The sequence below is a fragment of the Methylomonas sp. LWB genome (genome assembly GCF_001856095.1).
Classification (GTDB): domain Bacteria; phylum Pseudomonadota; class Gammaproteobacteria; order Methylococcales; family Methylomonadaceae; genus Methylomonas; species Methylomonas koyamae_A.
On sequence record NZ_MKMC01000008.1, the window covers coordinates 1 to 24,893 of the forward strand.

9 protein-coding genes and 3 tRNA genes are annotated in these 24,893 nt (G+C 56.7%); 3 read left to right on the forward strand and 9 right to left on the reverse strand.

Annotated elements, in window-relative coordinates; all coding sequences use genetic code 11:
• From BJL95_RS04065 to parC, 9 genes are all read right to left on the reverse strand, one after another.
• Nucleotides 1-1,969, reverse strand: a 1,969-nt coding sequence (locus BJL95_RS04065; RefSeq protein WP_175463643.1) for a condensation domain-containing protein, incomplete at its 3' end; no start/stop codon positions are given.
• A gap of 2 nt (nucleotides 1,970-1,971) precedes the next feature.
• Nucleotides 1,972-7,224 (reverse strand): type I polyketide synthase, encoded by a 5,253-nt coding sequence (locus tag BJL95_RS04070; RefSeq protein WP_071155705.1) that lies wholly within the window; start codon nucleotides 7,222-7,224, stop codon nucleotides 1,972-1,974.
• A 2-nt stretch (nucleotides 7,225-7,226) separates the two neighbouring features.
• Nucleotides 7,227-12,569 carry a type I polyketide synthase gene (locus BJL95_RS04075; RefSeq protein ID WP_071155707.1) on the reverse strand — a complete coding sequence of 1,781 codons (5,343 nt, stop codon included), beginning with the start codon at nucleotides 12,567-12,569 and terminating at the stop codon, nucleotides 7,227-7,229.
• Nucleotides 12,562-17,895, reverse strand: a complete 5,334-nt coding sequence (locus tag BJL95_RS04080) for a type I polyketide synthase (protein WP_175463644.1) — start codon at nucleotides 17,893-17,895, stop codon at nucleotides 12,562-12,564. Before BJL95_RS04080 ends, BJL95_RS04075 begins: the two co-directional genes overlap by 8 nt.
• Before the next feature lie 352 nt (nucleotides 17,896-18,247).
• Nucleotides 18,248-18,370, reverse strand: a complete 123-nt coding sequence (locus BJL95_RS25990; RefSeq protein WP_083385627.1) for a transposase — start codon at nucleotides 18,368-18,370, stop codon at nucleotides 18,248-18,250.
• An 821-nt stretch (nucleotides 18,371-19,191) separates the two neighbouring features.
• Nucleotides 19,192-19,267: transfer RNA gene (locus tag BJL95_RS04085), tRNA-His, on the reverse strand.
• 18 nt (nucleotides 19,268-19,285) lie between these two features.
• Nucleotides 19,286-19,362 (reverse strand) — tRNA-Arg (locus BJL95_RS04090).
• 6 nt (nucleotides 19,363-19,368) lie between these two features.
• Nucleotides 19,369-19,445 (reverse strand) — tRNA-Pro (locus BJL95_RS04095).
• Nucleotides 19,446-19,588: 143 nt separating this feature from the next.
• Complete coding sequence (gene parC, locus BJL95_RS04100) at nucleotides 19,589-21,823, reverse strand: DNA topoisomerase IV subunit A (RefSeq protein WP_071155711.1); 2,235 nt, start codon at nucleotides 21,821-21,823, stop codon at nucleotides 19,589-19,591.
• Nucleotides 21,824-22,059: 236 nt separating this feature from the next.
• On the opposite strand from parC, the gene dusB reads away from it, so the two are divergent.
• Genes dusB through purH form a run of 3 tightly spaced genes read left to right on the forward strand, consistent with a single transcriptional unit; the run spans nucleotide 22,060 to nucleotide 24,893 of the window.
• Nucleotides 22,060-23,037, forward strand: coding sequence for a tRNA dihydrouridine synthase DusB (gene dusB, locus BJL95_RS04105; protein WP_071155713.1), 978 nt, complete (start codon nucleotides 22,060-22,062; stop codon nucleotides 23,035-23,037).
• Nucleotides 23,038-23,301, forward strand: coding sequence for a helix-turn-helix domain-containing protein (locus BJL95_RS04110; RefSeq protein ID WP_064024856.1), 264 nt, complete (start codon nucleotides 23,038-23,040; stop codon nucleotides 23,299-23,301).
• 29 nt (nucleotides 23,302-23,330) lie between these two features.
• A complete protein-coding gene (purH, locus tag BJL95_RS04115; RefSeq protein WP_071155716.1) occupies nucleotides 23,331-24,893 on the forward strand; it encodes a bifunctional phosphoribosylaminoimidazolecarboxamide formyltransferase/IMP cyclohydrolase in 1,563 nt (520 codons plus the stop codon).

The window sequence follows — 24,893 nt, forward strand, 5'->3', positions numbered from 1 at the left end:
GGGCCAGCTCGGTTTGCAAGGCTTCGATGACCAGCACTTGGCCGGGATAATCTTGCAGCTTGCCGGCCAAGGCCTGCTGAGTCAGACACCAGCCGGCACCGGCATTGGCGATCATGTAATCCAAGCGTTCCTGCGGATAGTCGGGGTCCAACGGCACATAAGCCGCACCGGCCTTGACGATCGCATGCAGGCTGACCACCAACTCCAGGCAGCGCTCCATACACACCGCCACCAAGCTTTCGGTGCCGACGCCTTGCGAGATTAGATAATGCGCCAATTGGTTGCTGCGCCGTTCCAGTTCGTCGTAGGTCAATTGGCGTTGTTCGAACACCAACGCCACCGCCGCCGGCGTCCGTTGCGCCTGACGGCTCAACAACTCCGGGATCAAGGCATCCGGATACGGGTAGTCGGTGGCGTTCCAGTCTGCCAATAGCTGGCGTCGATAATCAGCGTTCAGCAGCGGCAGCAAGACCGCCGGTTTGTCTTGAAACTCCGGAAAGGACTGTAAAACGGTTTGATAATAATCGGCGAGTCTTTGGGCATCGTCGGCATCCAGTACCTCGCTATTGAATTTAAGCGAACCGACTAAGTCGCCGCCCGCTTCCATCAACTCCAACGACAGATCGAACTGCCCTTCCTGTTGAAACAAGGCATAGGGCGCCAACGCCAAACCACCCCAGTCCACGGTTTGCCCGGCAGTTCGACCGCTGCCGCTGGCATCGAGCAGTAGCTGGGCTTTTTGCAATTGCTGGAACACGAAAGCGGCCTGAAACAACGGCGGACGGCTGGTATCGCGGGACAGCGCCAGCCGCTCGATAATCAAAGCTAACGGGAAAGCCTGATGCGCCATGGCCGACAAGACTTCCCGACGACAGGCGCGAACGAAATCGGCGACCGTTTGCCCGACGGTTAATTCCGATAACAGCGGCAAGGGATTGACGAAATACCCCACGACGCCGGCATAACGATCGTCATCCCGACCGGCCAGCGGCGTACCGACACAAAGCCGTTGCTGACCGCCGCAGCGGTGTAGCAATAACTGATAAGCCGCGAGCAATAACACGTATAAGGTAACATCCAGCTCGACGGCTAGCGCCCGCAAGGCGGAGACTGTCCGGCTATCGATACGTAAAGGATACGAGGCGCCCCGGTAATTCCGCCGCGCCGGAAAAGGCCGCTTGGTGGGCAGGTTTAATAACGGTGGGGCTTGCACGAATTTATCGCGCCAATACCGCCAATCCGCTTCCAACGTTCCTGACTCGACCTCGGCCACCTGTGTTTCGGCATACTGACGATACGAAAGCGATAACCTCGGCAAATCAGGCTCACGCCCGGCCACTAAGGCCGAATACACCTGAGCGAGTTCGTCCAGCAACAGCCACAGCGACCAGCCGTCGCCGATAATATGGTGAAAAACCAGCAATAACACCGATTGCCGGGGCGCGTATTGAAATAAACGCACCCTGAACAGAGGTTGCGAATCGTTCAAATCAAACGGCTCGGCGTAACTTCCGGCGACCTCCCGGCTCAAGGTTGGTTCGTCCCAGCCGGACGCATCAATGTGTTGAAAATCGATGCTTGCGCCAGGATCGATGAACTGGCGCGGCTCGCCGTCTTGCGCTTGAAAACGCAAACGTAGCGCAGGATGGCGCTCCGCCAAATAGCGCAAGGCTTGCCGCAGGCGCTCGGGGTCGACCGCCGACAAAATCCTGGCCGAGAAAGCCACGTTATAAGCCGCGCTATCCGGCGCCGTTTGGTGCAGAAACCACAAAGCCCGTTGCCCGTAAGTCAAGACAAAGGGCTCGCGTTGCAAGGTTTGAAAATGCTCGATTAAAGCTTGTTTATGGCTTTTAAGCGCGTCCAGCAGCGCCTCGTTGATGGCTTGTTTGGGTGCCCGGTAACGTAATTTATCGCCTTCCAGCCACAGTTCCACCCGATTGTCGGCCAAATCCCGCAGTAACCCTTGCACGCTCAAATTTCCCCCTCCAGCATATCTTCATCCTCGGCTATCGAGGCGGTCTTAATCCGCTCTATCGGCGATAGGTTCACTTGCAGATAATCGACCAAACCCCAACCTTCGCACTGCAATAGCTGGCTGACCGGCACTTCGGTTTGCAGGGTTTTGCGCATGACTGCGCGTAACTCCACGGCGGCCAAGGAATCCAAACCCAGAGAACTCAGCGAGCGGCTCAATTCGCATTGCGCCGCCGATAATTTCAAGATTCCCGCCAATTGCCGCTTGAGCCAATCGCCCAACATCGCCTTGGATTGTTCTGAGTCGGCGGAACGTAAAGCCCGCAAATATTCGTCGCCGTCAACGGCCTCCACGCCGACAGCCGGCATCAGTTCCGCCAGTAATCCCTCCGCCGCGCCATGCCCCGCGCTCTTGGCGGCCTGCCGCCAATCGAAATTCACCACGCAAACTTGCCCGGTCTGGCGGCCGCCGAGTAGCCCTTGCAACACCGTTCCGGCGCGTTCGCCATCAATCAAGCCCAAACCCGATTGGCGCCAAAATGTACGCACAGCATCGCTGCTCTGTTGTTGTATCCCGCTCTGCCAAGGGCCCCAGTCGATAGCCAGAGCCGGAAAGCCGTCATGCCCGCGTTGCCATGCCAAGGCGTCCATCGCCGCATTGGCCGCCGCGTAAGCGCCTTGGCCGACATTGCCCAACAAGGCGTTCAACGACGAATACAGCCAGAAAAAATCCAGCGGTTGGTTGCGGGACGCTTGATCCAGCAAAACCGCCGCTTGTAACTTGACCCGATTCAATTGTGCCAACCGCAACGCCGATTGCTTTAGCAACAGATCGTCGTCGGTAAAACCCGCGCAGTGCACAATGCCTTTTAGCGGCCTGCCGCTATGTTCGATGTTAGCAAACAGCCGCTCGACGGCCAGAGGTTCGCAAACGTCCAGCGTCATTACGATTAACTCGAGATCGGCATATTGGCCTTGCAAATCCAGCAAGCGGCTCGGCAACCGCGCATGCTCCCGGCGACTGGTCAGATAAAGATGACGGGCACCTTGCTCGATCAACCAACAAGCGGTCGTTAACCCTAAATCGCCCAAACCGCCGCTCACCAAGTAATTGGCGTGTTGATCGATCTCGACCGGCGAGTCGGTCGGCGGTTTATGACGCTGCAATCGTTGCGCCCATAGTTGATCGCCTATCGCGGCCAAGCGTTGCTCGCCGCTGTTGTCCAATAAGCCGGCTAGCAATGCCTCAGCGCTATCGGCATCGATGATGCGCGGTTTCAGCTCGCTATGCTCCTGGAACAAAACCGCCGCCATCCCCCACAACGCGGCACCGCCGTAATTCATTTGTCGGCAAAATTCGCCTTGCGCGTTGCGGGTGGTTAGCGTCAAATTCAGGCGATGGCCTTGCAACAACGGCAGCAAGGCCAACAACTGCCCCGGCGCCTCCATGGCATGTGCCGCGCCATCCGCCGCTAAAAAACCGCTCAAATCGACCAACTCATCGACGCCGAGTAAATCGGCAGCACTAAGCTGATTGAAAGCGACGACGCTAACCCGATGGCCTTGCCGGGTTAAGGGCTCGACCAAGGCCGGCTGGTCTTGGCCGGCAATGAACAGCCAGGACTTTCCGCCCCGGCCGACCACGGCACGATGCGGCCGCCAAACCGGTTGATAGAACCAATCGGGCATGGGCGACAGCATTTGTTTCACACGACTTTCGCTGACAGTCGCCACTTCGACGCCGGCAATCGAAAACTGCAATTGCCGCTGAGCGTTGAAAATCGCCAAATCGGTCTGCCCTGATTCATTCAAGGTAGCGCTAGTCCAACAACTCTCGGCAAAATCCCCTCGCCAGCATTCGATCCGCCGGATACGCACCGGCAAACGCAACCCCCGGCTGTCCGGCTCCAACACCGCAGCCATCAATTGCAGCGCCGAATCGAGTACGACCGTATCCACTGCGGTAGCGTCCACCCGCTGCTGATTCAGCTGGGCAACGGCCCGACCTTGCTGTTGCCAAAGCGTGGCGATGCCTCGAAAACGGGATCCGTATTGCAAACCATGTTCGGCAAACAAGCGATACAACTGTTCAGCTGAGAATTCGTCCCCTTGTTCCGGCAATCCTGACGACACGGCCGTAGTATCGATACTTTCGCTCAGCGGTTGCAGGGCAGCGCTGAGATGCTGCCTCCATTGCTCGCCACCTTCCTCCCGACTGACTATTTTCAAGTCAGCCGAGTCGCCCACGCCGCTAAATATCAATTGCAAGTCGATGGACTCATGCTCGGGAATCAGCAGCGCGCGCTCGATTTCCAAATCGACAATCGCAAAGCCCGTGTGCCCATCGCGCTTAAATAACGCTTGGTAAGTCATGGCGATCAACAAGGCCAGCGGCGCGACAACCAAACCATACAGCCGATGTTCGCTTAGCCAGGGCTGGTTCGCAAGGCTTAATGTCCAGGCGTAAACACTGCTATTTTCTGCAAACGCCGGACTACTGAGCCAACGGCCTTGCCGGTCAAGCAGCGGCAGCGTGTCAAACTCGAACCAATCGGGCCAATAACGCTGGCGCTGCCAAGGGTAAGTGGGCAGATCCGTGAGCTGGCCGGCATTAAGCGCCTGCCAATTCAGTTCCAAACCGGAGGCGACCGCCTCGGCCAACGCTTGGTTAAATGAGCTTTCGTTTCCGGGGCAAGCCGAAACGGCAGTCACATTCGTCGCCTGTTGCCGGATCAAGCCGGTCAACACCGGTTTAGGACCGATTTCCAGCCATAAATCCACATCCTGCCGTGCCAAGGTATCCAGGCTTTGTTGAAATAACACCGGCTGGCGCAAATGCCGTAACCAATAATCGGCCTGGGCGTAGCAAGCCGTTTCGACGCCGCCGGTCAAATTGGCAATCATCGGAATCGAGGCGGCGCTTAACGCGACCTCGGCAAAACAGGCGGCAAATTCTGTCAATACGGGCTGCATGCACGGCGAATGAAAACCGTGCGAGGTGTTAAGGCGGCGATATTCCAGGCTATGCTCGGCACACACTTGCAAAAACCTGGACAGTTCGGCCTCGTCGCCGGAAACCACTTGATTTTCCGGACTGTTATAAGCAGCAATACTCAAGCTTGGAAAGCCGGTCAGCATCGTTTGCAGGCGCTCGGCAAACGTAAACACCGCCGCCATGCCGCCCCGACCGGGCGCTTCTTGCATCAGTTCGGCCCGCTTTACGATCAGTCGCAAACCTTGTTCCAAATCGAACACGCCGGCAATACAGGCCGCCACGTATTCGCCTAGGCTGTGACCGATCAGACAAACGGCATTTACGCCCCAAGCTTGCCATTGTTTGGCCAGGGCGTATTCGAAGGCAAACAAGGCCGGCTGAGCGTTCGCACTTAAATGAATGTCCTCGGCCGATGGCTCGAGCAACAAGCGCTTCAAATCGATGGTACTGAACTGGCGCAGCAATCGATCGCAGCAGTCGATTTGCCGGCTAAACTCCGGATAAACGTCGTACAACTGCGCCGCCATCCCCGGCCATTGCGAACCTTGTCCGGTAAACGCGAAGCCAACCTTAGGCTTGGCGCGTGAGACATAGCGATAGCCTGAAAAACCGGCGCCCTGCTCCGCAAATGCCAGTAAGCGCGACTTGAAGTCGGCCGCCGAATCGGCCGTCACGGCCAAACGGTGAGCGAAACGCGAGCGCCGGGAATTGGCGGTATAACAAATATCGGCCACCGCCGCAGTTTCCGAGCCGAATAGTCGAGTCGCATAATCGGACGCCAGTTGCTGCAAAGCCGGCAAGGTTTTCGCGGATAACAGCAACAGGTTTACGCCCGCGGACGCCCCTGCGTCTATCGGTTCGGAAGGCGGCGCTTGTTCGAGTATCAGATGAGCATTGGTCCCGCTTAAACCGAACGAGCTGACCGCCGCCAACCTGGGTTGCCCGTCGGCGGGCCAAGCCTGGCGGGTTAGGGGAATATTTACCGGCCAGGCCTGCCAATCGATATGCGAGCTGGGGCGGCTGAAATGCAAATGCGGGAACAATTCGGCTTCGTGCAGCGACAACACGGTCTTGATCAAACCGGCAATCCCGGCGGCCGCTTCCAAATGGCCTAAATTGGTTTTGACCGAAGCGACGTACACCGGGCCGCGCTTAGGATTTTTACCGTAGCAAGCGGCCAAGGCCCGCATTTCGATCGGGTCGCCCAACGGCGTTCCGGTACCGTGCGCCTCGATATAGCCGACTTGTTCGGCCTTCACCCCGGCCGCGGCCAAGGCGGCGTTGATCACCGCCTGCTGAGAAGGGCCGGACGGTATCGTCAAGCCGCCGCTGGCGCCGTCTTGATTGACGGCCGAGCCGCGAATCACGGCCCAGATGCGGTCGCCTTGTTTTTCGGCGTCGGACAAGCGCTTTAATACGACAGCCCCGCAGCCTTCCGAGCGAATGAAACCGTCGGCGTCTTCGGCAAAAGTCTTGCATCGTGCGTCTTTGGAAAGCATGCCGGCGCGGCTGAAAGCCACGTAAGTTTCGGGCGCCAAAATCACATTGACGCCGCCGGCGATCGCCATCGTGCATTCGCCGGCGCGCAAACTCTGGCAGGCGTTATGTACGGCGACCAACGACGAGGAACACGCGGTATCGATAGCCATGCTGGACCCGGTCAAACCGAGCCAATAAGATAGACGGCCGGCCAGAATATTCAGCGAAGCGCCGGTGCCCAGATAAGCGTCGACCTGATCCGGCTGCAATTTTTTAGCCATAACCGCGGCAAAATCAAAGCTACTGGCGCCGACGAAAACCCCGGTCTGCGTGGAAAATAAATCGCCGGGAACGATATTGGCATGCTCCAAGGCTTCCCAGCAGACTTCAAGCCACAAGCGCTGTTGCGGATCCATGGCCATGGCCTCGCGCGGCGAAATACCGAAGAAATCGGCGTCGAAGCGATCCAGCTGCTCAATAAAGCCGCCTTCGCGTACATACATTTTCCCTGGTCGTTCCGGATCGGCATTGAAATAATCGTCCACCCGCCAACGCCAAGCCGGCATTGACCCGATGGCGTCCATCCCGTGGCGCAACAAATCCAAATATGCCGCCAAACCCTCGGCCCCTGGAAATCGGCAACCCATGCCGACAACGGCAATGGCTTCCCGCGATTGTTGGGCGGTTTTAAGTTTTCCTTCCAAGGCATCGATCTTACGCAACGCCTCCAGCATCAAGGCTCGATAATCGGTTTTCGGTTCGCTCTTTTCGGTCATCTTCAATCCATAGCCGCCAAACGCCGTTCCAATAAAGCCGAAAGCTGCTGTTCCGAAAAATCGTCGAGATTGTCGCTCAAGGGCTCCTCTTCCGCGCCGAATTCCGTTGCCAACTGTTGACTAAGATAAGCCAACAGCGCCTCAATGGTCGGATAGTCGAAAAGCATAGTCGAGGCCAGTCGCAATTCCAACGTCTGGCCTAATTTTCGGCTTAACTCCATCGCCAATAAAGAGTCGAAGCCGATATCGAACAAACGCTGCCGGGGCGCCAACCCAAGGCTTTCCGGATTCCGCAACACCTGGGCGATTCCCTGCCGCACGGCTTGTTCCAATAAAGCCGGCCGCCGGGCAGCGTCGCTTTGCCGCCATTGTTGAATCAAACTCTCCGACTGAGTATCGTGGCCAGCCTCGTTAGCCGCCATCGTTCGATAATAATTCGGCACCTCGAACGGTAAGGCGGCAAAAAACGCCGGCCAGTCCACCGGCATCACCGCCGCCTGCGGTAAATCTTCAGTCAACAAACGCTCGAATAAAGCCAAGCCCTGCCGCGGTTGAATCAGGGCCAAGCCTTTTTCGGCCATCGCCTCAGCCGCACCGGCCAGCATGCCCTCGCCGCTCCAGCCGCCCCAGTTAATCGTCAACGCCGCTAAACCTTGGTGTTTTCGGTTCAGCATCAGCGCATCGGTATAGGCATTGGCCGCCGCATAATTGCCCTGCCCCGGCGCCCCGGTCAATGCGGCCAACGATGAAAACACCGCGAAAAACGCCAGTTCCGGGAACGATTGATCTAAAAACCGCAACGTGCTGACTTTAGCCCGCCAAGGCCGCTCGAAATCGGCTTGATTCATCTTCAACAAAGACGCATCGCTCAATGCGCCGGCGGCATGGACAATGCCGGCCAAGGGCGGCAAGGACTGTAATTGCGCCATCAAAGCGCTGACGCCTTCCGCTTGCGCCAAGTCGGCCGCGACTCCGATAATTTTCGCGCCTTGAGCTGCCAATGCCTGCAACTTCAACGGGTCGATGGCGGTTAAGCCCTTGCGGCTGGCAATCAGCACGCTATCCGCGCCGTGTTCAACCAGCCACTCCACGACCGCGAAACCCAAGGCGCCGGAACCGCCGGTAACCAAATACGTCTTGTCGGCCGCTATGGTTAATGCCGCGCGGTTTTCCGGACGCCAAGGCAACAATCTCGCGGCATAACATTGCCCGCCCCGCAAGGCCAACTGTTGTTCGCCGCTGATGCCGGACAACAACCGCGCCAGCTTGCCATTTTCGGCGGTATCGATAGCGTCTACATCCAATGCTTGCCAAATCCGCTGCGGAAACTCCAGTGCCGCGGTCTTAAGCAAAGCCACGCAAGCGCTTTGTTTCGGGCAAACGGCCTCGAGGTCGATCACAGCGCCTCCCCGAGTCAGCAGAGTGACTTTAGCCGCGATATTCCGAATTTCCAACGTCTGAACCAACGTTAAAAAGCCTAAACAGACGCTGCTGTCCTCTTCGCCTAAAAAGTCTTCGGCGCAATAAACCAAATGCAGTGATGTCGAGCTTGGTGAAAAATCCCGCCAATACCCGGAATCTCGCAACTGTTCGGGACTCATCAAGCTCAAGCCCACGACTTGGGTCCGTAATTTAGCCAGCAAGCGGTTTGCCGTTGCCGTGCCGATGCACAAAACGTGCTCGCCAGCCGGCTGTTCGGTCAGGTCGGTATCGGCTAGCAATGTCCAACCCGGCCGACAAAGCCAATCCTCCGGCCGTTGATCCGCCGCTACCGCCAACGCTTGTTTGGCTAATGGCTGAAAACTGACGCCTTGCATAGCCAATGTCAGGTTATCACGGTCTTTCAGGATCACATCGACCTGACAAGCCCGGTCTGTTCTGGACGACAATCTGGCAAGACATGAGCCGCCAAACTCGAGCGGCCGGTAAAAATCGATACGTTCTACCGCGATCGGTAGCCAGGTTTCGTCGCCGACTGTTTCGCCGACCGCTATGCCGGCGGTTTGCAAACAACCATCCCAAATAGCCGGATGCAAAACCTGCCCAGGTTCACATGCTCTGGGTTTAAAGCCGGCAAAGACCGACTGTCCGGCGATCTCAATGCTCTCCAACACTTTAAAGGTCTCGCCGTACACGATGTCTTTTTGCCGAAATTGCCGGTAGAGCTTGTCCGCTGCAAGGCTTTGCCGCTCGTCGTCAGCCGCCGGCGCTTCGAAATCTTTAAAGCTCATGCAAACGTCGGTTTCGGCGCTGATATGACGATGCCAGCCGGCAGCGTCCAAGCGGGAAAAAATACCGAGTTGATATTGGCCGCCGACGGCTTTAGCCTTAATTTGCAGCTGAGTTTCGCTATCCCGCGACAAAAGCAAAGGCCGTTCGATCCGCAGATTTTTCAGCGCCAGGGCCGACGATTTGCTCAACTGTTGCCCGGCTTCGAACAATATTTCCAGCAACACCGCGAACGGTGCCAATAGCCTGCCGAAGACTTGGTGTTCGCTCAAATAGGCCTGTTCCCTCGGCGCCAGCCAAGTTTCGAAATAAACCGACTCCGAATCGGCCAGCGCCAAACGCTTGCTCAGCAAAGGCGATAAGGTTTGCGTTGTTTCCACGCGTCTATTTTTTAACGCGCTATCGGGCAACCAATAACGTTTGCCGGAAAAAGGATAGACCGGTAGCGGCGGGCAATACACGTTAGGCGCGTCGCCGAAAATCGCTTGCCAATTCAGATCAAAACCGCCGGTATATAAACGGGCGGCGCAATGCAGCACACTATCGGCTTGCTTGGGCTGCAAACTGGCAAATATCCGCTCCGCCTCGATCGCGTTGGCCGACAACATCGGCGCCAAAACCGGCTTCGCTCCGCATTCCAAAAACACGTCGCAACCCAATTGCCGTAACGCGCCCACATTGTCGGCAAAGGCGACCGGTTGCCGACAATGTTGCAGCCAATAATCGGCCCAAACGATGTCATCGCCGATGATTCGTCCGGTGACATTGGAAACCAGCGGCATGAAGGCTTTGCCGTACGCCGCTTGTTCGAAGATCCGCCTCAACGCCGGTAATACCGGCTCCATCATCCGGGAGTGAAAAGCATGCGAGACCGCTAGCGGCGTACACTGTACGGCACTCTCCGAAAAATATTGCCTAGCCTGCTCGATCAGTACGCTAGAGCCCGCCAAGACGCAATGCCTAGGCGAATTGACCGCCGCGATGTCCAACTCCGGCCAGTTAGCCGCCAATAAAGCGTTAAGCCCTTCGCGACTTGCCGCGACAGCCAGCATCGCGCCTCCGCTCGGGGCTTGCTGCATCAGTTGCGCCCGGGCTACCACCAAGTTTATAGCCTGTTCCAAGCTGAATACGCCGGCGACGCAAGCGGCGACGTATTCGCCCAGACTGTGCCCCATCACCGCATCCGGCTCTATGCCCCAAGACTGCCATAGGCGAAACAGCGCGTAATCGACCGCGAAAATGGCCGGCTGCGCATAGCAGGTTTGTTGCAATTGCGCGTCGCTGCTGTCGAATAACAGTTGCTGCAACGGCATCGGCAACGATTTTTGTAGATATTCGGCGCATTGATCGATGGTTTGCCTGAAAACCGGCCAGCGCCGGTATAAATCTTGGGCCATGCCGGGATACTGCGAACCCTGACCGCTGAACACCATCGCCAATTTTGGCTTTTGCCGGCCTTGCCCGGAGCGGTATAAACGCCCATCGTCCCGACCTGTTGCTAACGCCGACAAAGCCTGTTCGATCTGCTGTCGGTCGGTGGCGACGATCAGCGCGCGGTGTTTCAAATCCGCCCGGCTAACGGCGGCGCGATAACACACCGCATGTAAATCGGCATCGTGCGCAGCCAGCCAGTGTTGATATGCCGCCGCCAGCGCCGTTAAGGAAGCCTCGCTGTTGGCCGAGAGCTTTAGCGCCAAACCCCGGCCCCGTTCGACAGGGTGTTCCGCATTCCGAGCCGGCGCTTCCGCCAGCAATACGTGCACATTGGTGCCGCTCAAACCAAAGGCGCTAACGCCGGCTATCCGCGTTTGTCCTTCCTCCACTTGCCACGCCTCGAACTTTGTCGCCACTTTCAGCGGTATCGCCTGCCAAGGAATATGGGCGCTGGGGGTGGTAAAGTTTAAATGCGGCAGCAGCATGCGCTGTTGCAACATCAAGACGGCCTTAATCAAACCGGCAATCCCCGCCGCGCCTTCCATATGACCGAAATTGGTTTTCAAGGAACCGGTATAAAGCGGATTGACCTCGGCGCGACCGCCGCCCAGGACGCTGTTCAAGGCGCCGACCTCGATCGGATCGCCCAAGGCCGTACCGGTGCCATGGGCTTCGATATAACCGACATCGGCCGCCGTCAACAGCGCATCGGCCAAGGCCGCTTTCAATACGGCTTCCTGTGCCCGTTCGCTGGGTACGGTCAAACCGCTGCTACGGCCGTCGTGATTGGCGGCGCTGCCTTTGATCACCGCGCAAATCGGATCGCCTGCCGCCAACGCATCGCTTAGCCGCTTCAAGACCACCAAGCCGACGCCGTCGCCGCGGGCTATACCGTCCGCCTTCGCATCGAAGGTTTTGCACAAGCCGTCCGCCGCCAGCATCATCGCCTGACTTTCGGTAATCGCGGCACGCGGCGATAGCTGCAAATTAACGCCGCCAACCAAGGCCATATCGATTTCGTTGCCGCGCAGGCTTTTCACCGCCAAATGCACCGCCAACAACGATGAAGAACACGCGGTATCGATGACCATCGCCGGGCCTTGCATACCGTAATAATAGGCCAAGCGGCCGGCCAGAATACTCGGCGCGTTGCCGGTACCGGTATGCACGTCGATGGCGCTGTCGTCCTTGATCAGCTCGGCATATTCCTGCGTCATGCAACCGATATACACCCCGCTACGGCTATTGCGTAAGGTTTTGGGATGAATGCCGGCGCGCTCGAAAGCTTGCCAGCTGGTTTCCAGCAACAAGCGTTGCTGCGGGTCCATCTGTTCGGCTTCACGAGCGGCAATGGCAAAAAAATCGGCATCGAAGCGGTCGATATCGCTTAAAAAAGCGCCGTAACGGCTGCTGATTTTGCCGGGCGTTTGAGCCGGTTCGGCATAATATTCGGCTAGCGACCAGCGCTGTTCCGGTACTTCGCCACGGGCATTTTTGCCTTCCGCTAAAAACTGCCATAAAGCCTCGGGAGAATCGCAAGCGCCGGGAAAACGGCACCCGATCGCCAGCACGGCGATCGGCTCGTGCGCGGCCTGTTGATAGTGGACCAACTGGCCGCGCAACTCTCGCAACTCGTCCAAGGCCCTGCGCATTAAGGCTTGTTGTTTCTCCGACTCAGTCATCGCTCTGTCCGCTATCCCATTTCGACAATTCCCGCTCCAACAGCACCGCAATATCCTCTTCTTCCTGATCAAACGCTTCCGTCGGCGACTTTTCCTGTCCGGCCTGCTCGCTGAACAACGCCGGGAAAACCTCTAGGCTGATAAATTCGAATAATTCGTCGACCGACGGATATTTGAACGCCAACGTGGATGGTAAAGCCGTCTGGGTGGATTTTTGCAAACGATTGCGTAATTCCAGCGTCATCAAAGAATCCATGCCCAACTCGGCAAATCCGATTCCCGCAGCCAATTGCCCAAGGTCGTGCAAGCCAAGCACCGCAGCGACATGCTCGGTCAAATGCCGGTGCAAAAACCGCCGCCGCTGCTCGAGCGGCAACAGGCCAAGCTGTTCGGCCAGGGTCTGTCGGTTTTGCTCAACCGGCTCGAAGGCTTTGGTCAACGACGAACGGTTAAATTTGAAGTGCCGCCAATCGACATTGAATAAACCGACCGGCGCCGGAAGACGCTCTCGATTGTCGGACAAAAGCCGCTCGAGAAACGCAAACGCTTGCTCGGCGCTTAATTTGCCGATCCCCGCCAAAGCCAAACTATCGGCAGTTTGAATATCGGCCATGCCCGCGCCGGCCCAAGGCCCCCAGCCCATACTCAAGCCCGGCAAGCCTTGCTGCCGCCGCCATTGCATCAAGGCATCCATAAACCCGTTAGCGGTCGCGTAATTGCCTTGTCCGGGCGCGCCCAACCAAGCCGCCATCGAGGAATAGGCCACGAAACAATCCAAGTTCAATCCCTGGCTAAAACGATGCAAATTCCATAAGCCAAACACTTTGGGTTTCAGCACTTGCGCCAGCCGTTCACTATCTAGATTGGCCACAACGCTGTCCTGCAACACCCCGGCGGCATGGAAAATCCCACGTAAATCTTCGCCATGCTCAGTCAAAATGGCTTGTACTTGTTGCGCATCGGCAATATCGGCTTTAAGCTCGATCACTTCGGCGCCCAAACGCAAAATCGCCTCTAACCGGTCTTTGCCGCTGTCCCGAACGCCGTGGCGCGAGACTAACACCAGTTTAGCGACGCCTTTTTCCGCCAACCAGTGCGCCGTTTGCAATGCCAAAGCCCCGGAACCACCGGTCAGTAAATAAGTGCCCCGCGCGCTAAAACCCGGTTTTTGGGCGACGCTAAACGTATGCAACCGCGGCGAAAAACAATAGTCGCCGCGTAAAGCGATTTCGGTTTCTTGCGCGTGACGCGTTAAAACTGCCACGACATGCTCGGCGGTAAGCCGGGTTTCATCCCAATCCAACCATTGGCAAGGATTTAGCGGATACTCGTGGTTAAAACTACGCAATAACCCGGATAAGCCCTCGAGAGTCGGATCGAGCACATCTGTATCATTAACCGGCCTGGCTTGGCGGCTTAACAGCGCTATTTTGACCCCGGCCCGTTCGCCGATGGCGGCGGCCTTTTGCAAAAATCGCAATAAAACAACGGCGTTTTGTGCCGCTTGCGACGCCATATTCTCGGCCAACGAAGCGCTATCCAAACACAACAAAACGCCTTCGGCGTTTAGATCCGAGGCGATAAACCCGTCAAAATCCAGCCATTGCGCCCAGGCCGCCGTATCGGCGAAGGCTTTGGCCAAGGCATTCCCTGTCACCAGCCAACGCGAAGCAAGCGGTTCTAGTGTCGCCTTGGACAGCGCCTCGGTTTGACGCCAAACGATGGCGTAAGCGTTTTTCTCCACGGTCAAGGCTTGCTGCATCGACTTGCTGTCGGCTTTACGCAAGGTAGCAGCAGACAACTCGCCAAGCACTTGCCCCGATTCGTTGAATACTGTCACCCGGCCTTTAATACTGCCTTGCTGGCCGACTTCCCCATCCGTCAAGCAAGCATGACACCATAACCGAGTAAAGCGGCTTTCCGCCGCCAATTGCAATTGCTCGACCGCCACGGGTATGTAAGTCTCGGTGTATTGCTCCGGCACAGCGGCGCCTAACAATTGAAAGCAAGCATCGATAAGTCCGGGCGGCAGTCCGAAAGTCTTGTCCAGCGCGGTAAAGGGGCGAATCCTGGCTAAAGCTTGATGTTTGCCTTTGAATAATTGCTCGAACCAGCGAAAACTTTCGCCCAATTGCACGTGTTGCAGCGTCAGCAATTGATAGAAGTGTTGCACATCGACTGCTTCCGGACATTGCCGGCGCAGCTCCTGCAAATCGAGAACGGCGAAGTCAGCCGAGGCCGCTACCATCGACGCCGACAGATGTTCGGTAAACTCGGCCGCTTTTTCGTCGAACAAGCTAATCACTTTGACTTGATATTGCCGCTCGCCCAGCGGCGTCAGTCCCAGCTGTAATAAGCGCTGTTCCTGTTCCATCAGCTGTAAGGCTTCGATAAATTCAACATCTTGGATTTTGAACACCTGCGTCGGGTAGCGCTCCCGGCCGACCGCAATCAAGGCCGACAAGTGACAAGCCCCCGCGACCACCACCCGATCGAAGACTTTATGATCGAGCAAGAACGGCAAATGCCGGCAAGCTATCCGGCCTTGGTACAAATCCCCCGTCCAGAAAGGCGACGTTATCGCTTGTTGCAACATCGGATGGATGCTCTCGCCTAGCGAGACATCAGCTTTAACCGGTCTTGGGCTGAACCAATAGCGCTGTCTTTGCCACGGATAATTCGGCAAACTCAGCAAGCGCCGGCGCCGGCCTTGGTAAACGCTTGGCCAATCCAAGTCGTGGCCGGCTTGGTATAAAACCGCCGCGACTTGTTGGCAGGCGCGCCAGTCGTTGCCCTTGGCATCCAGGGAACACGCGCCGGCAAGATTCGTTTGTTGCACCAGGCTACTCAATACCGGCCGACCGCCAAATTCGATAAAGAAATTAGCACCTAGTCGCGCGGCCGCCGTCAATGCCTGTTTGAATAAAACCGGCTGCCTGACATGCCGAAGCCAATAGTCGACGCTACGCAAGACTTCGCTTTCCGCTTTGCCGGTCAGCGTTGAAATAAACGGCCATTGCGGTTTATTGAAGGCAATCCCGTGCAAACAGGTTTCGAAATCCGCCAACATGCTATCGACCTGGGGCGAGTGAAAACCCCGCTTGACCGGCAAGACTTTAGTAAACCAATCCTGTTGCTGGGCCCGCACGGTAAAATCGTTAATCGCTTCGCCGGCACCGGACACCACAATCTGCTGGTCGGCGTTCACCGCGGCAATAGCCAGTTTGGATTCCAGACCGCTGAGCAATTGACGGACTTGTTCCTCATTGGCGTAGACGGCCAACATGGCGCCGTCTTCCGGCAAGGCCTGCATCAACCGGCCTCGGCAAACCACCAAGCGCAAGGCCGCCTGCAAATCGAATACCCCGGCGATACAAGCCGCGGCATATTCGCCCAAGCTATGGCCCAACACCATGGCGGGCTTTACCCCCCACGACAGCCACATCTTGGCCAATGCGTATTGCAACGCGAATAAAGCCACTTGCTCGTGCTCGGTCTGCTCCAAACGAACCGAGGCTTGGTCGCCATAAAGCAATTCAGTAACTTGAGTCCGATTTTGTTTAACCAATTCGGCGTCGCAAGCATCCAAGGCGGCCTTGAATACCGGCTGCCCGTTGTATAAGGCCCATCCGGCACCGGCTCTAACACTGCCTTGTCCGGCGAATAAAAATACCGGTGCAATAGGCGCTTTAAGATTCGATTGCCAAGTTTTTTCCGCCAACGAGGTTTGTAAAAACCCTTGCAACTGTTCGACGCTATCGACTACCGCAGCCAGTCGCCAATTAAAATCGTCTCGGCCGATATTGGCGCTGAAGCAAAAATCCGCCAAGTCTTCAGCTTTTAATGTAGCCAATTGCTTAAGGTGGCTTGCCAGCCAATCCTGCAAAGCCGGTTCCGATTTGGCCGACAATTTGAACAAATAGCTGCCTTCCGCATCGCTCGACACGGCGGTTTGCTGGCAATCGGCCGCCGCCACGAGTACCTGGGCATTGGTGCCGCTCAAGCCGAACGAACTGACGATCCCCGCTTTGGACGGTAGCGGCCAGGCCGCAGCCTGTGTTGCAACTTTCAGCGGATAATCCTGCCAGGGAATGGCCGGATTGGGCTGGTCGAAATGCAAGCTGGCCGGAATCCGGTTATGGCCTATCGCCAAGATCAGTTTAATTAAACCGGCGATTCCTGCCGCGGCTTCCAAATGGCCGATATTGGTTTTCACCGAACCCAACAATAATGGCTCGGTTGACTGCTTGCGCAGTACCTCGGCCAAAGCCTGGTATTCGATGGGATCGCCGAGCGAAGTCCCGGTACCGTGAGTTTCGATATACGCAATCTCGTCGGCCCGCGCATTAGCCGTTTGCAATAATTTTTTCAATAACAGTTCTTGAGCCCGGCCGTTTGGCACCGTTAAGCCGCTGCTGCGGCCGTCGTGGTCAACGGCGGAACTGCGGATCACCGCCAAGACTCGGTCACCGTCGCGTTGGGCGTCGGACAAACGTTTCAGCGCCAGCATGCCCGCACCTTCGCCGCGCCCGTAGCCGTCGGCCGAGGCGGCGAAACTCTTGCAGCGGCCGTCTTTAGCCAAGGCTTTGGCTGCCGACATCAACACAAATGCGCTGGGCGACAGCATCAATTGCACACCGCCGGTTAAGGCCAAATCGCACTCTTGAGCCCGTAGACTTAAACAAGCCTGATGCAAAGCCACCAGCGAAGAAGAACAAGCGGTATCGATAGAAAAACTAGGGCCTTGCAGACCTAGTTGATAAGATAACCGACCCGAAGCAAAACAAAATCCGTTACCGGTACCGGTATAAAGTTCGGCGCCGGCCATATCCCCCGACTCACGTAATAAATGTAAATAGTCTTGCTGACCGATACCAATAAATACACCGGTTTGACTGTTCTTCAAGCGTCGGCTGGCAATGCCGGCATGCTGTAAGGTTTCGTGGGCGAGCTCCAGTAACAGGCGCTGCTGAGGGTCCAGGCTGTTGGCTTCGCGGGGAGGAATGGCGAAGAATTCCGCGTCGAAACCGTCGATTTGCTGCAGAAACGCCGCTTCGCCGACATAGGTGCTACCCGGCCTTTCACCGCTAGGATCGAAAAATAAAGAATGGTCCCAGCGCTCTTTAGGGATGGGACCGACCGCATCCACTTCGTCCTGCAGCATTTGCCAGTATTGCTCGACGGAGTCGGCTTTTCCCGGAAAACGGCAAGCCATACCGATAACGGCAATCGGCTCAGTCTGCGAGCGCTGATAATGTTCTAACTTAGCCTGTAATCTTTCAATCGCCAAAAAGGCTTTTTGTAAAGGCGTTAGGGAGTGATCCACGTGATTTACCATGCTACTGATAGCACAACCCTCTTAATTTAAGAAAATCATCGAATAATTCCGTTAACTTGTAATATCTAGCGTGACAGTATGCGCCTCAGTTAACTGACAATTAAGGATAGTAAAAATCCTCCGCAAGGCCGGGAAATTTATAATGCGACCACTAACGCGCGTCCTTATCGTTAACTACCAATCGGTGGCGACTCGTGGCCAAAGGTGTATTTACGCCATTCGCGGGTCTTCCTGCCCTTGATGCCGGAAACTTTCCCGGTCCATCCCCCCTGCCGGCCATCTAAACAAAATACCGTCACGCCCCGTAATGCTGCCGCGCGAAGTCGCGCTTTTTCTCGCGTTAGAGCCTGGGCAAATGAATCGCGCTCTTGCCTTTGATGTCGTCAATAATCTGCGACATCGAAATTTTTGGCAATTGCAAGATCAGCGTATGCACATGGCCCGGCATCGCTTGCCCTTCCAATGCTCAGCTTTCTATCTGGCTACTACTTGCCAAAACACTTCACGGAACGATCATGAAACTGCCGCATCGCCCCGGCGAATGCAAGATGCTGTGCGAGAGGCGGCGGAAAGAGGTCGATTAACTTTTAAGAAGCTAGAGCCCGACACCTAACATACCCCGTTGGGCTGTAGCTCAGCCAAGCTCACCGTTTGTGTGGTGTCAGAAAACAATTAGGCGAGTTCGGCAGGCTTAAACAGAGCGGCGCGAGATGGCAGTGGATGCGCTTCAGCCGGAACTCGTTGCGCTAGAAAGCACCGGCATTGAGTGGCAAAGCCCATATGCGGCTTTGGAGTGGCACGGCTCAAGACCAGCCGAGGTCTACGCCAGCCATGTCAAGCAAAAGCGCAGGGGAAACACGCCACATCCCAGAACCTTGGCATCCACAGCCGCCAAAAACCGGCGTTGCCGCTCATCCTGCGCTTCTCGGATTAGCACCCAATGTTGGCGAATGCAGAATCAGATACCATGCATCGAAGAATATACGACTACAGGGAGTCGAATAAGCTATTTGTTAACAATACATTAGCGATACAGCAACAAAACGCAAAAGTCATCTACCAATGCTGACGCCGAAAATTCAGAGGTTACCTTTTGATTTGCCATCGACAATTGACAGCTTTGCCGCAGAGCAGTTACGGGAGACCTTATTAATTAGAGCACCGCGTGTAGGCTTTACAGGGAGGGATTTGTTTTTTAGAAGGCGATGCAAGCAACAGCAATCTATTAAGATGCCTGATGGCTTTTTAAAGCGGAGAGCAACACTTGCAAGGCGCTGATTTTACTGGGGTGAACGATGGGGCTCGAACCCACGACAACCGGAATCACAATCCGGGGCTCTACCAACTGAGCTACGCTCACCATAACGTGAATTTGCAATGGCACGCTTGGCAGGACTCGAACCTGCGACCCTCGGCTTAGAAGGCCGATGCTCTATCCGGCTGAGCTACAAGCGCAAAACTTGGTCGGGGTAGAGAGATTCGAACTCCCGACATTCTGCTCCCAAAGCAGACGCGCTACCAGACTGCGCTATACCCCGAATTGATCTTGTTTTCTCCCCGCCACTCGCATGAGCACCGGAAAGACCGACATCTTACCTGTCCATCCAAACCACGTCAACCACTTTTTACGTTACCGAGCGCGGCAGACGTGTCGGTTCCCGAAAACACCACCGCATCTGAATCAAACCACACTTTCCAATCCATCGACTTTTTGAAAGCCTCTAGGCAATATATTTCCGCGGTTGGCCCGGCTGCCGGAGTATTGAGCGATGTCGATGGCCTTCAACGTGACGAACCGCTTACCGGACAGAATTTTCAGCTCACCGCGGGTCGCCAAGGCCGTCACCGCGACCACCGCATCCTTACCGGATGCCAGATCGGCGGACGGAATCTGAATCAGCTTGTTACCCTTGCCCTTTGCCAATTCCGGTAAATCTGCGACCGGGAAGATCAGCAAGCGGCCTTGCAAGGTCGCGACCGCCAGCCACTCGGCGTCCCGCGGAATCGGCGTCGGCGTCATGACTTCGGCCTTATCCGGTACGGTCAAGACCGCTTTGCCGGCCTTGTTCTTGCCGTAAAGCTCCTTTAATTGCACCCGGAACCCGTAACCGGCGCTACTGCTCATCAACACCCAATCCTCGGCCTGCCCGGTAAACACGTCGGTGAAGATGCTGCCTGGAGGCGGATTCAGCCGCCCGGTCAACGGTTCGCCTTGACTACGCGCCGACGGCAGGTCGTGGGTGGTAATCGTGTACACCCGACCGGTCGAATCGAGCACATAGGCCGGCAAGGTAGTTCGCCCCTTGGCCGACGACAAATAGCCGTCTCCGGCCCGATAACTTAGGCCCTCGACTTCGATGTCGTATCCTTTTGCCGCGCGAATCCAGCCCTTCTGAGACAAGATGATGGTCACCGGTTCGTTGGCGATTAGCTCCGTGGTATCCAGGGCTTGGGCGGCTTCGCGGGCCACAATCGGCGAACGACGGGCGTCGCCGTATTTCTCGGCGTCACGTTCTATTTCCTTTCGGATCAAGCGGTTCAGCAAATGCGCGGAGCCGAGAGTCTTTTCCAACTCCTCCCGCTCCCGCTCCAACTCGTCCTGTTCGCCGCGAATCTTCATTTCTTCCAATTTCGCCAAGTGGCGCAGCTTCAATTCCAGAATCGCTTCCGCCTGCACGTCGCTCAAACCGAAGCGCGCCATCAATACCGGCTTGGGATGGTCTTCCCGGCGAATGATCGCGATCACTTCGTCGATGTTCAGGTAGGCGATCAGCAAACCTTCCAGGATGTGCAGGCGCGCCAGGACCTTGTCCAAACGGAATTGCAAACGCCGACGCACGGTTTCGGTTCGGAACGAAATCCACTCGGTCAGAATTTGCCGCAGATTTTTCACTTGCGGTTTGCCGTTCAGACCGATCATGTTCAGGTTGACCCGAAAGTTTTTCTCCAGATCGGTCGTGGCGAACAGATGCGACATCACGGCGTCGACATCGGTACGCTTGGTCTTGGGGATGATTAACAAGCGGGTCGGATTTTCGTGATCGGACTCGTCGCGCAGGTCCTCGATCATGGGCAGCTTTTTCGCCAGCATCTGCGCGGCGATCTGCTCCAACAATTTCGCGCCGGACACTTGGTGAGGCAACGCGGTGATGACGATATTGCCGTCCTCGACCTCGTATTTCGCGCGCATTTTCACCGAGCCGTTACCGGTCAAATACAGCTTTTGCAAATCGGCGGCCGGCGTGACGATTTCCGCGTCGGTCGGAAAATCCGGGCCCTTGATATGCGTCAGCAGGCTTTCCAGCGGCGTCTCCGGCTCGTCGAGCAGTTGCAGGACGGCGGCGGCCACTTCGCGCAGATTGTGCGGTGGAATATCGGTCGCCATGCCCACCGCGATACCGGTGGTCCCGTTCAATAGCACATTGGGCAAGCGCGCCGGCAGCAGCGATGGCTCTTCCAGCGTGCCATCGAAATTGTCCACCCAATCCACCGTGCCCTGGCCCAGCTCGCTGAGCAGGGTTTGCGCGTAGGCGGTCAGCCGCGATTCGGTATAACGCATGGCCGCGAAGGATTTGGGATCGTCGGGCGAACCCCAGTTACCCTGCCCATCGATCAACGGATAACGGTAGGAAAAATCCTGAGCCATCAATACCATCGCCTCGTAGCAGGCCGAATCCCCGTGCGGATGGTATTTACCCAATACGTCGCCGACGGTACGCGCCGATTTCTTGTATTTAGCCAAAGCCGTCAGACCCAGTTCGGACATCGCATAGACGATGCGCCGTTGCACCGGCTTCAAGCCGTCGCCGATGTGCGGCAGCGCCCGGTCCAGAATGACGTACATCGAGTAATCGAGGTAAGCCTTTTCGGTAAAATCTTTGAGAGGGAGAGTTTCGAAGTTTTCCTGTACGCCCATATCCAGTCGTTTGCAATCAATGGCTAGCCGCGGGTTGCGGTGAAGTTTTGTCTTTCTAAAATATCACAGGCGTCGAAACGGGTTAGCGAGAAAACGCGAAAGCGCGCCCATCGCGGCCCAATAGCGAAAGCCTGACGTCGGCAGCCGCGTTGGGCTCGTCGATTCGACCCGACAAAACATCGTGTCCGGCACGGTTTTCGAGTATCATTTTCGGCCTTCCGAAGCCTCCCCAAGTTATGCGCATAGGCCCTTATTCCCTGCCCAACAATTTGCTGCTGGCGCCGATGGCCGGCATCACCGATCAGCCTTTTCGGCAACTTTGCCGCCGATTCGGCGCGGGACTGGCGGTATCTGAAATGGTAATCTCCAATACCGAATTGCAACAGCACCCCAGAACACTGCAGAAAACCGATTACACCGGCGAAACCGGCCTCAGAGCCGTGCAAATCTTGGGTAACGATCCGGTGAAAATGGCGGAAGCGGCCAAATTGAATCAACAACGCGGCGCCCACATCATCGACATCAACATGGGCTGCCCGGCCAAGAAGGTCTGTTCCACCGCCGCGGGCTCGGCCTTGTTGAAAGACGAGAAGCTGGTGGAAAACATTTTGACCGCTGTCGTCGCCGCCGTAGACATTCCGGTGACGTTGAAAATCCGGACCGGCTGGGACCGAGAAAACCGTAACGCGGCCAAAATCGCCAGTATCGCCGAAAACTGCGGCATTCAGGCCCTGACGATCCATGGCCGCACCCGCGCTTGCAAATTCGAGGGCCAAGCCGAATACGACACTATTCGGCAGGTCAAGCAAACCGCGCGGATTCCGATCATTGCCAACGGCGACATCGACAGCCCCGAAAAAGCCCGACGGGTACTGGCGCACACGGGCGCAGACGCCATCATGATCGGCCGAGCCGCGCAAGGTCAGCCGTGGATTTTCGCCGAACTGGCCGCCGCGCTCAACGGCGAACATTGGCAATACCCGGCGCTGGCCGACGTCCAGGGCGTAATGAACAGTCATCTGGAGTATTTATACCGTTTTTACGGTGACGACTGCGGTGTTAGAATTGCCCGCAAACACATCGGCTGGTACTTCGAACGTCTGGGCGGCTTGCCCGCCGAGCACAAGCAGTCTATCAATCAAGCCCAACATCCCGTGCAACAACTGACGCGGGTTAACGCGTCGTTCAATCATCTCCTACCAAGAGCCGCCTAGATGGGAAGCCACGACAGCCAAAATGCCAGCGACAGCGTCGATACGTTGTCCGACCACGTCCGCCATTGCGTCGAAGACTATTTTTCGCATCTGAACGGCCACGATTCCAGCGGTCTGTACCATTTGGTGCTGGCCGAAGTGGAAAAACCGCTACTGGAAACCACGCTGAAATATTGCGATTTCAATCAAAGCAAGGCGGCGGTCATTCTGGGTCTCAGCCGCAGCACCTTGCGTAAAAAGCTCGACCACTACGGTATCGGCTAAATCGATTTTCTTTTGTTTTTGAGGTTTGCATGAAAAAACAAGTCAACCGGGCGCTGGTTAGCGTCTCGGATAAAACCGGCGTACTCGAATTTTGCCGAAGTCTCAGCGCGCTGGGCGTGGAACTGCTGTCCACCGGCGGCACCGCCAAATTGCTGGCCGAGCATAAAATCCCGGTTACCGAAGTGTCCGACTACACCGGCTTTCCGGAAATGATGGACGGCCGAGTGAAAACCCTGCATCCCAAGGTGCATGGTGGAATTCTGGGCCGGCGGGGGATCGACGACGCGGTAATGGCCGAAAACGGCATCAAAGCCATCGACATGGTCGTGGTCAATCTCTATCCCTTCGAACAAACCGTCGCTAAACCGGATTGCGATCTGGAAACCGCGATCGAAAACATCGACATCGGCGGCCCCAGCATGATTCGCGGCGCGGCCAAAAACCATAACGACGTCGCCATCGTCGTCGACCCGGCCGACTACTCCAGCATTCTGACCGAACTGCAAGCCGAGGCCGGTTCGCTGAGCCACGAAACCCGCTTTCGATTGGCGCTAAAAAGTTTCGAGCATACCGCCCGCTACGACACGATGATCGCGGCTTATCTAAGTAAGGTTGTCGATGCCGGCCATTTTCCGGAAACGCTGAATTTACAATTCCATCGACTGCAAAGCATGCGTTACGGCGAAAACCCGCATCAGAACGCGGCGTTTTACGGCGAGAAAAACCCGCCGGCCGGCAGTATCGCCAGCGCCAAGCAACTGCAAGGTAAGGAACTGTCTTATAACAATATCGCCGACGCCGATGCCGCGCTGGAATGCGTCAAATCCTTCGACGAGCAACCGGCCTGCGTCATCGTCAAGCACGCCAATCCTTGCGGCGTGGCCATCGCCGATAGCCTATTCGACGCCTATAACGCCGCCTATACCACCGATCCGACGTCGGCCTTCGGCGGCATTATTGCCTTCAACCGGGAATTGGACGAACAAACCGCCGGCGAAATCGCCCGCCGCCAGTTTGTCGAAGTCATCATCGCCCCGCTAGTTTCCGCCGGCGCCAAGGCCGCGCTAGCAAAAAAACCGAACGTCCGGGTTCTGGAAACCGGCCTCTGGTCGCCAAGCCAACCCGAGGCGCTGGACTTCAAACGCGTCGCCGGCGGTCTGCTGGTGCAGGACAAAGACACCGGCAGCATCAGTCCCGCAGACTTGAAAGTGGTCAGCAAGCGCGTGCCGACAGAGCAAGAGCTGGCTGATTTGTTGTTCGTCTGGAAGGTGGCCAAGTTCGTAAAATCCAACGCTATCGTCTACGGCAAGGGCGGCCAAACCATCGGCATCGGCGCCGGCCAAATGAGCCGGGTTTATTCCGCCAAGATCGCCGGCATCAAAGCCGCCGACGAGGGCCTGGAAGTGCCGGGCTCGGTAATGGCGTCCGACGCGTTTTTCCCGTTTCGCGACGGCATCGACGCGGCGGCGGCGGCCGGCGTCACCGCAGTGATACACCCCGGCGGCTCGATGCGCGACCAGGAAGTCATCGACGCGGCCGACGAACACAACATCGCAATGGTGTTGACCGGCATGCGCCATTTCAGACACTGA

Excerpts from the sequence above, each read along its gene's own strand:
- BJL95_RS04070 (WP_071155705.1), bottom strand. The coding sequence starts at position 7,224 with ATGACCGAAAAGAGCGAACCGAAAACCGATTATCGAGCCTTGATGCTG.
- BJL95_RS04075 (WP_071155707.1), bottom strand. The coding sequence starts at position 12,569 with ATGACTGAGTCGGAGAAACAACAAGCCTTAATGCGCAGGGCCTTGGAC.
- parC (WP_071155711.1), bottom strand. The coding sequence starts at position 21,823 with ATGGGCGTACAGGAAAACTTCGAAACTCTCCCTCTCAAAGATTTTACC.
- dusB (WP_071155713.1), top strand. The coding sequence starts at position 22,060 with ATGCGCATAGGCCCTTATTCCCTGCCCAACAATTTGCTGCTGGCGCCG.
- BJL95_RS04110 (WP_064024856.1), top strand. The coding sequence starts at position 23,038 with ATGGGAAGCCACGACAGCCAAAATGCCAGCGACAGCGTCGATACGTTG.
- purH (WP_071155716.1), top strand. The coding sequence starts at position 23,331 with ATGAAAAAACAAGTCAACCGGGCGCTGGTTAGCGTCTCGGATAAAACC.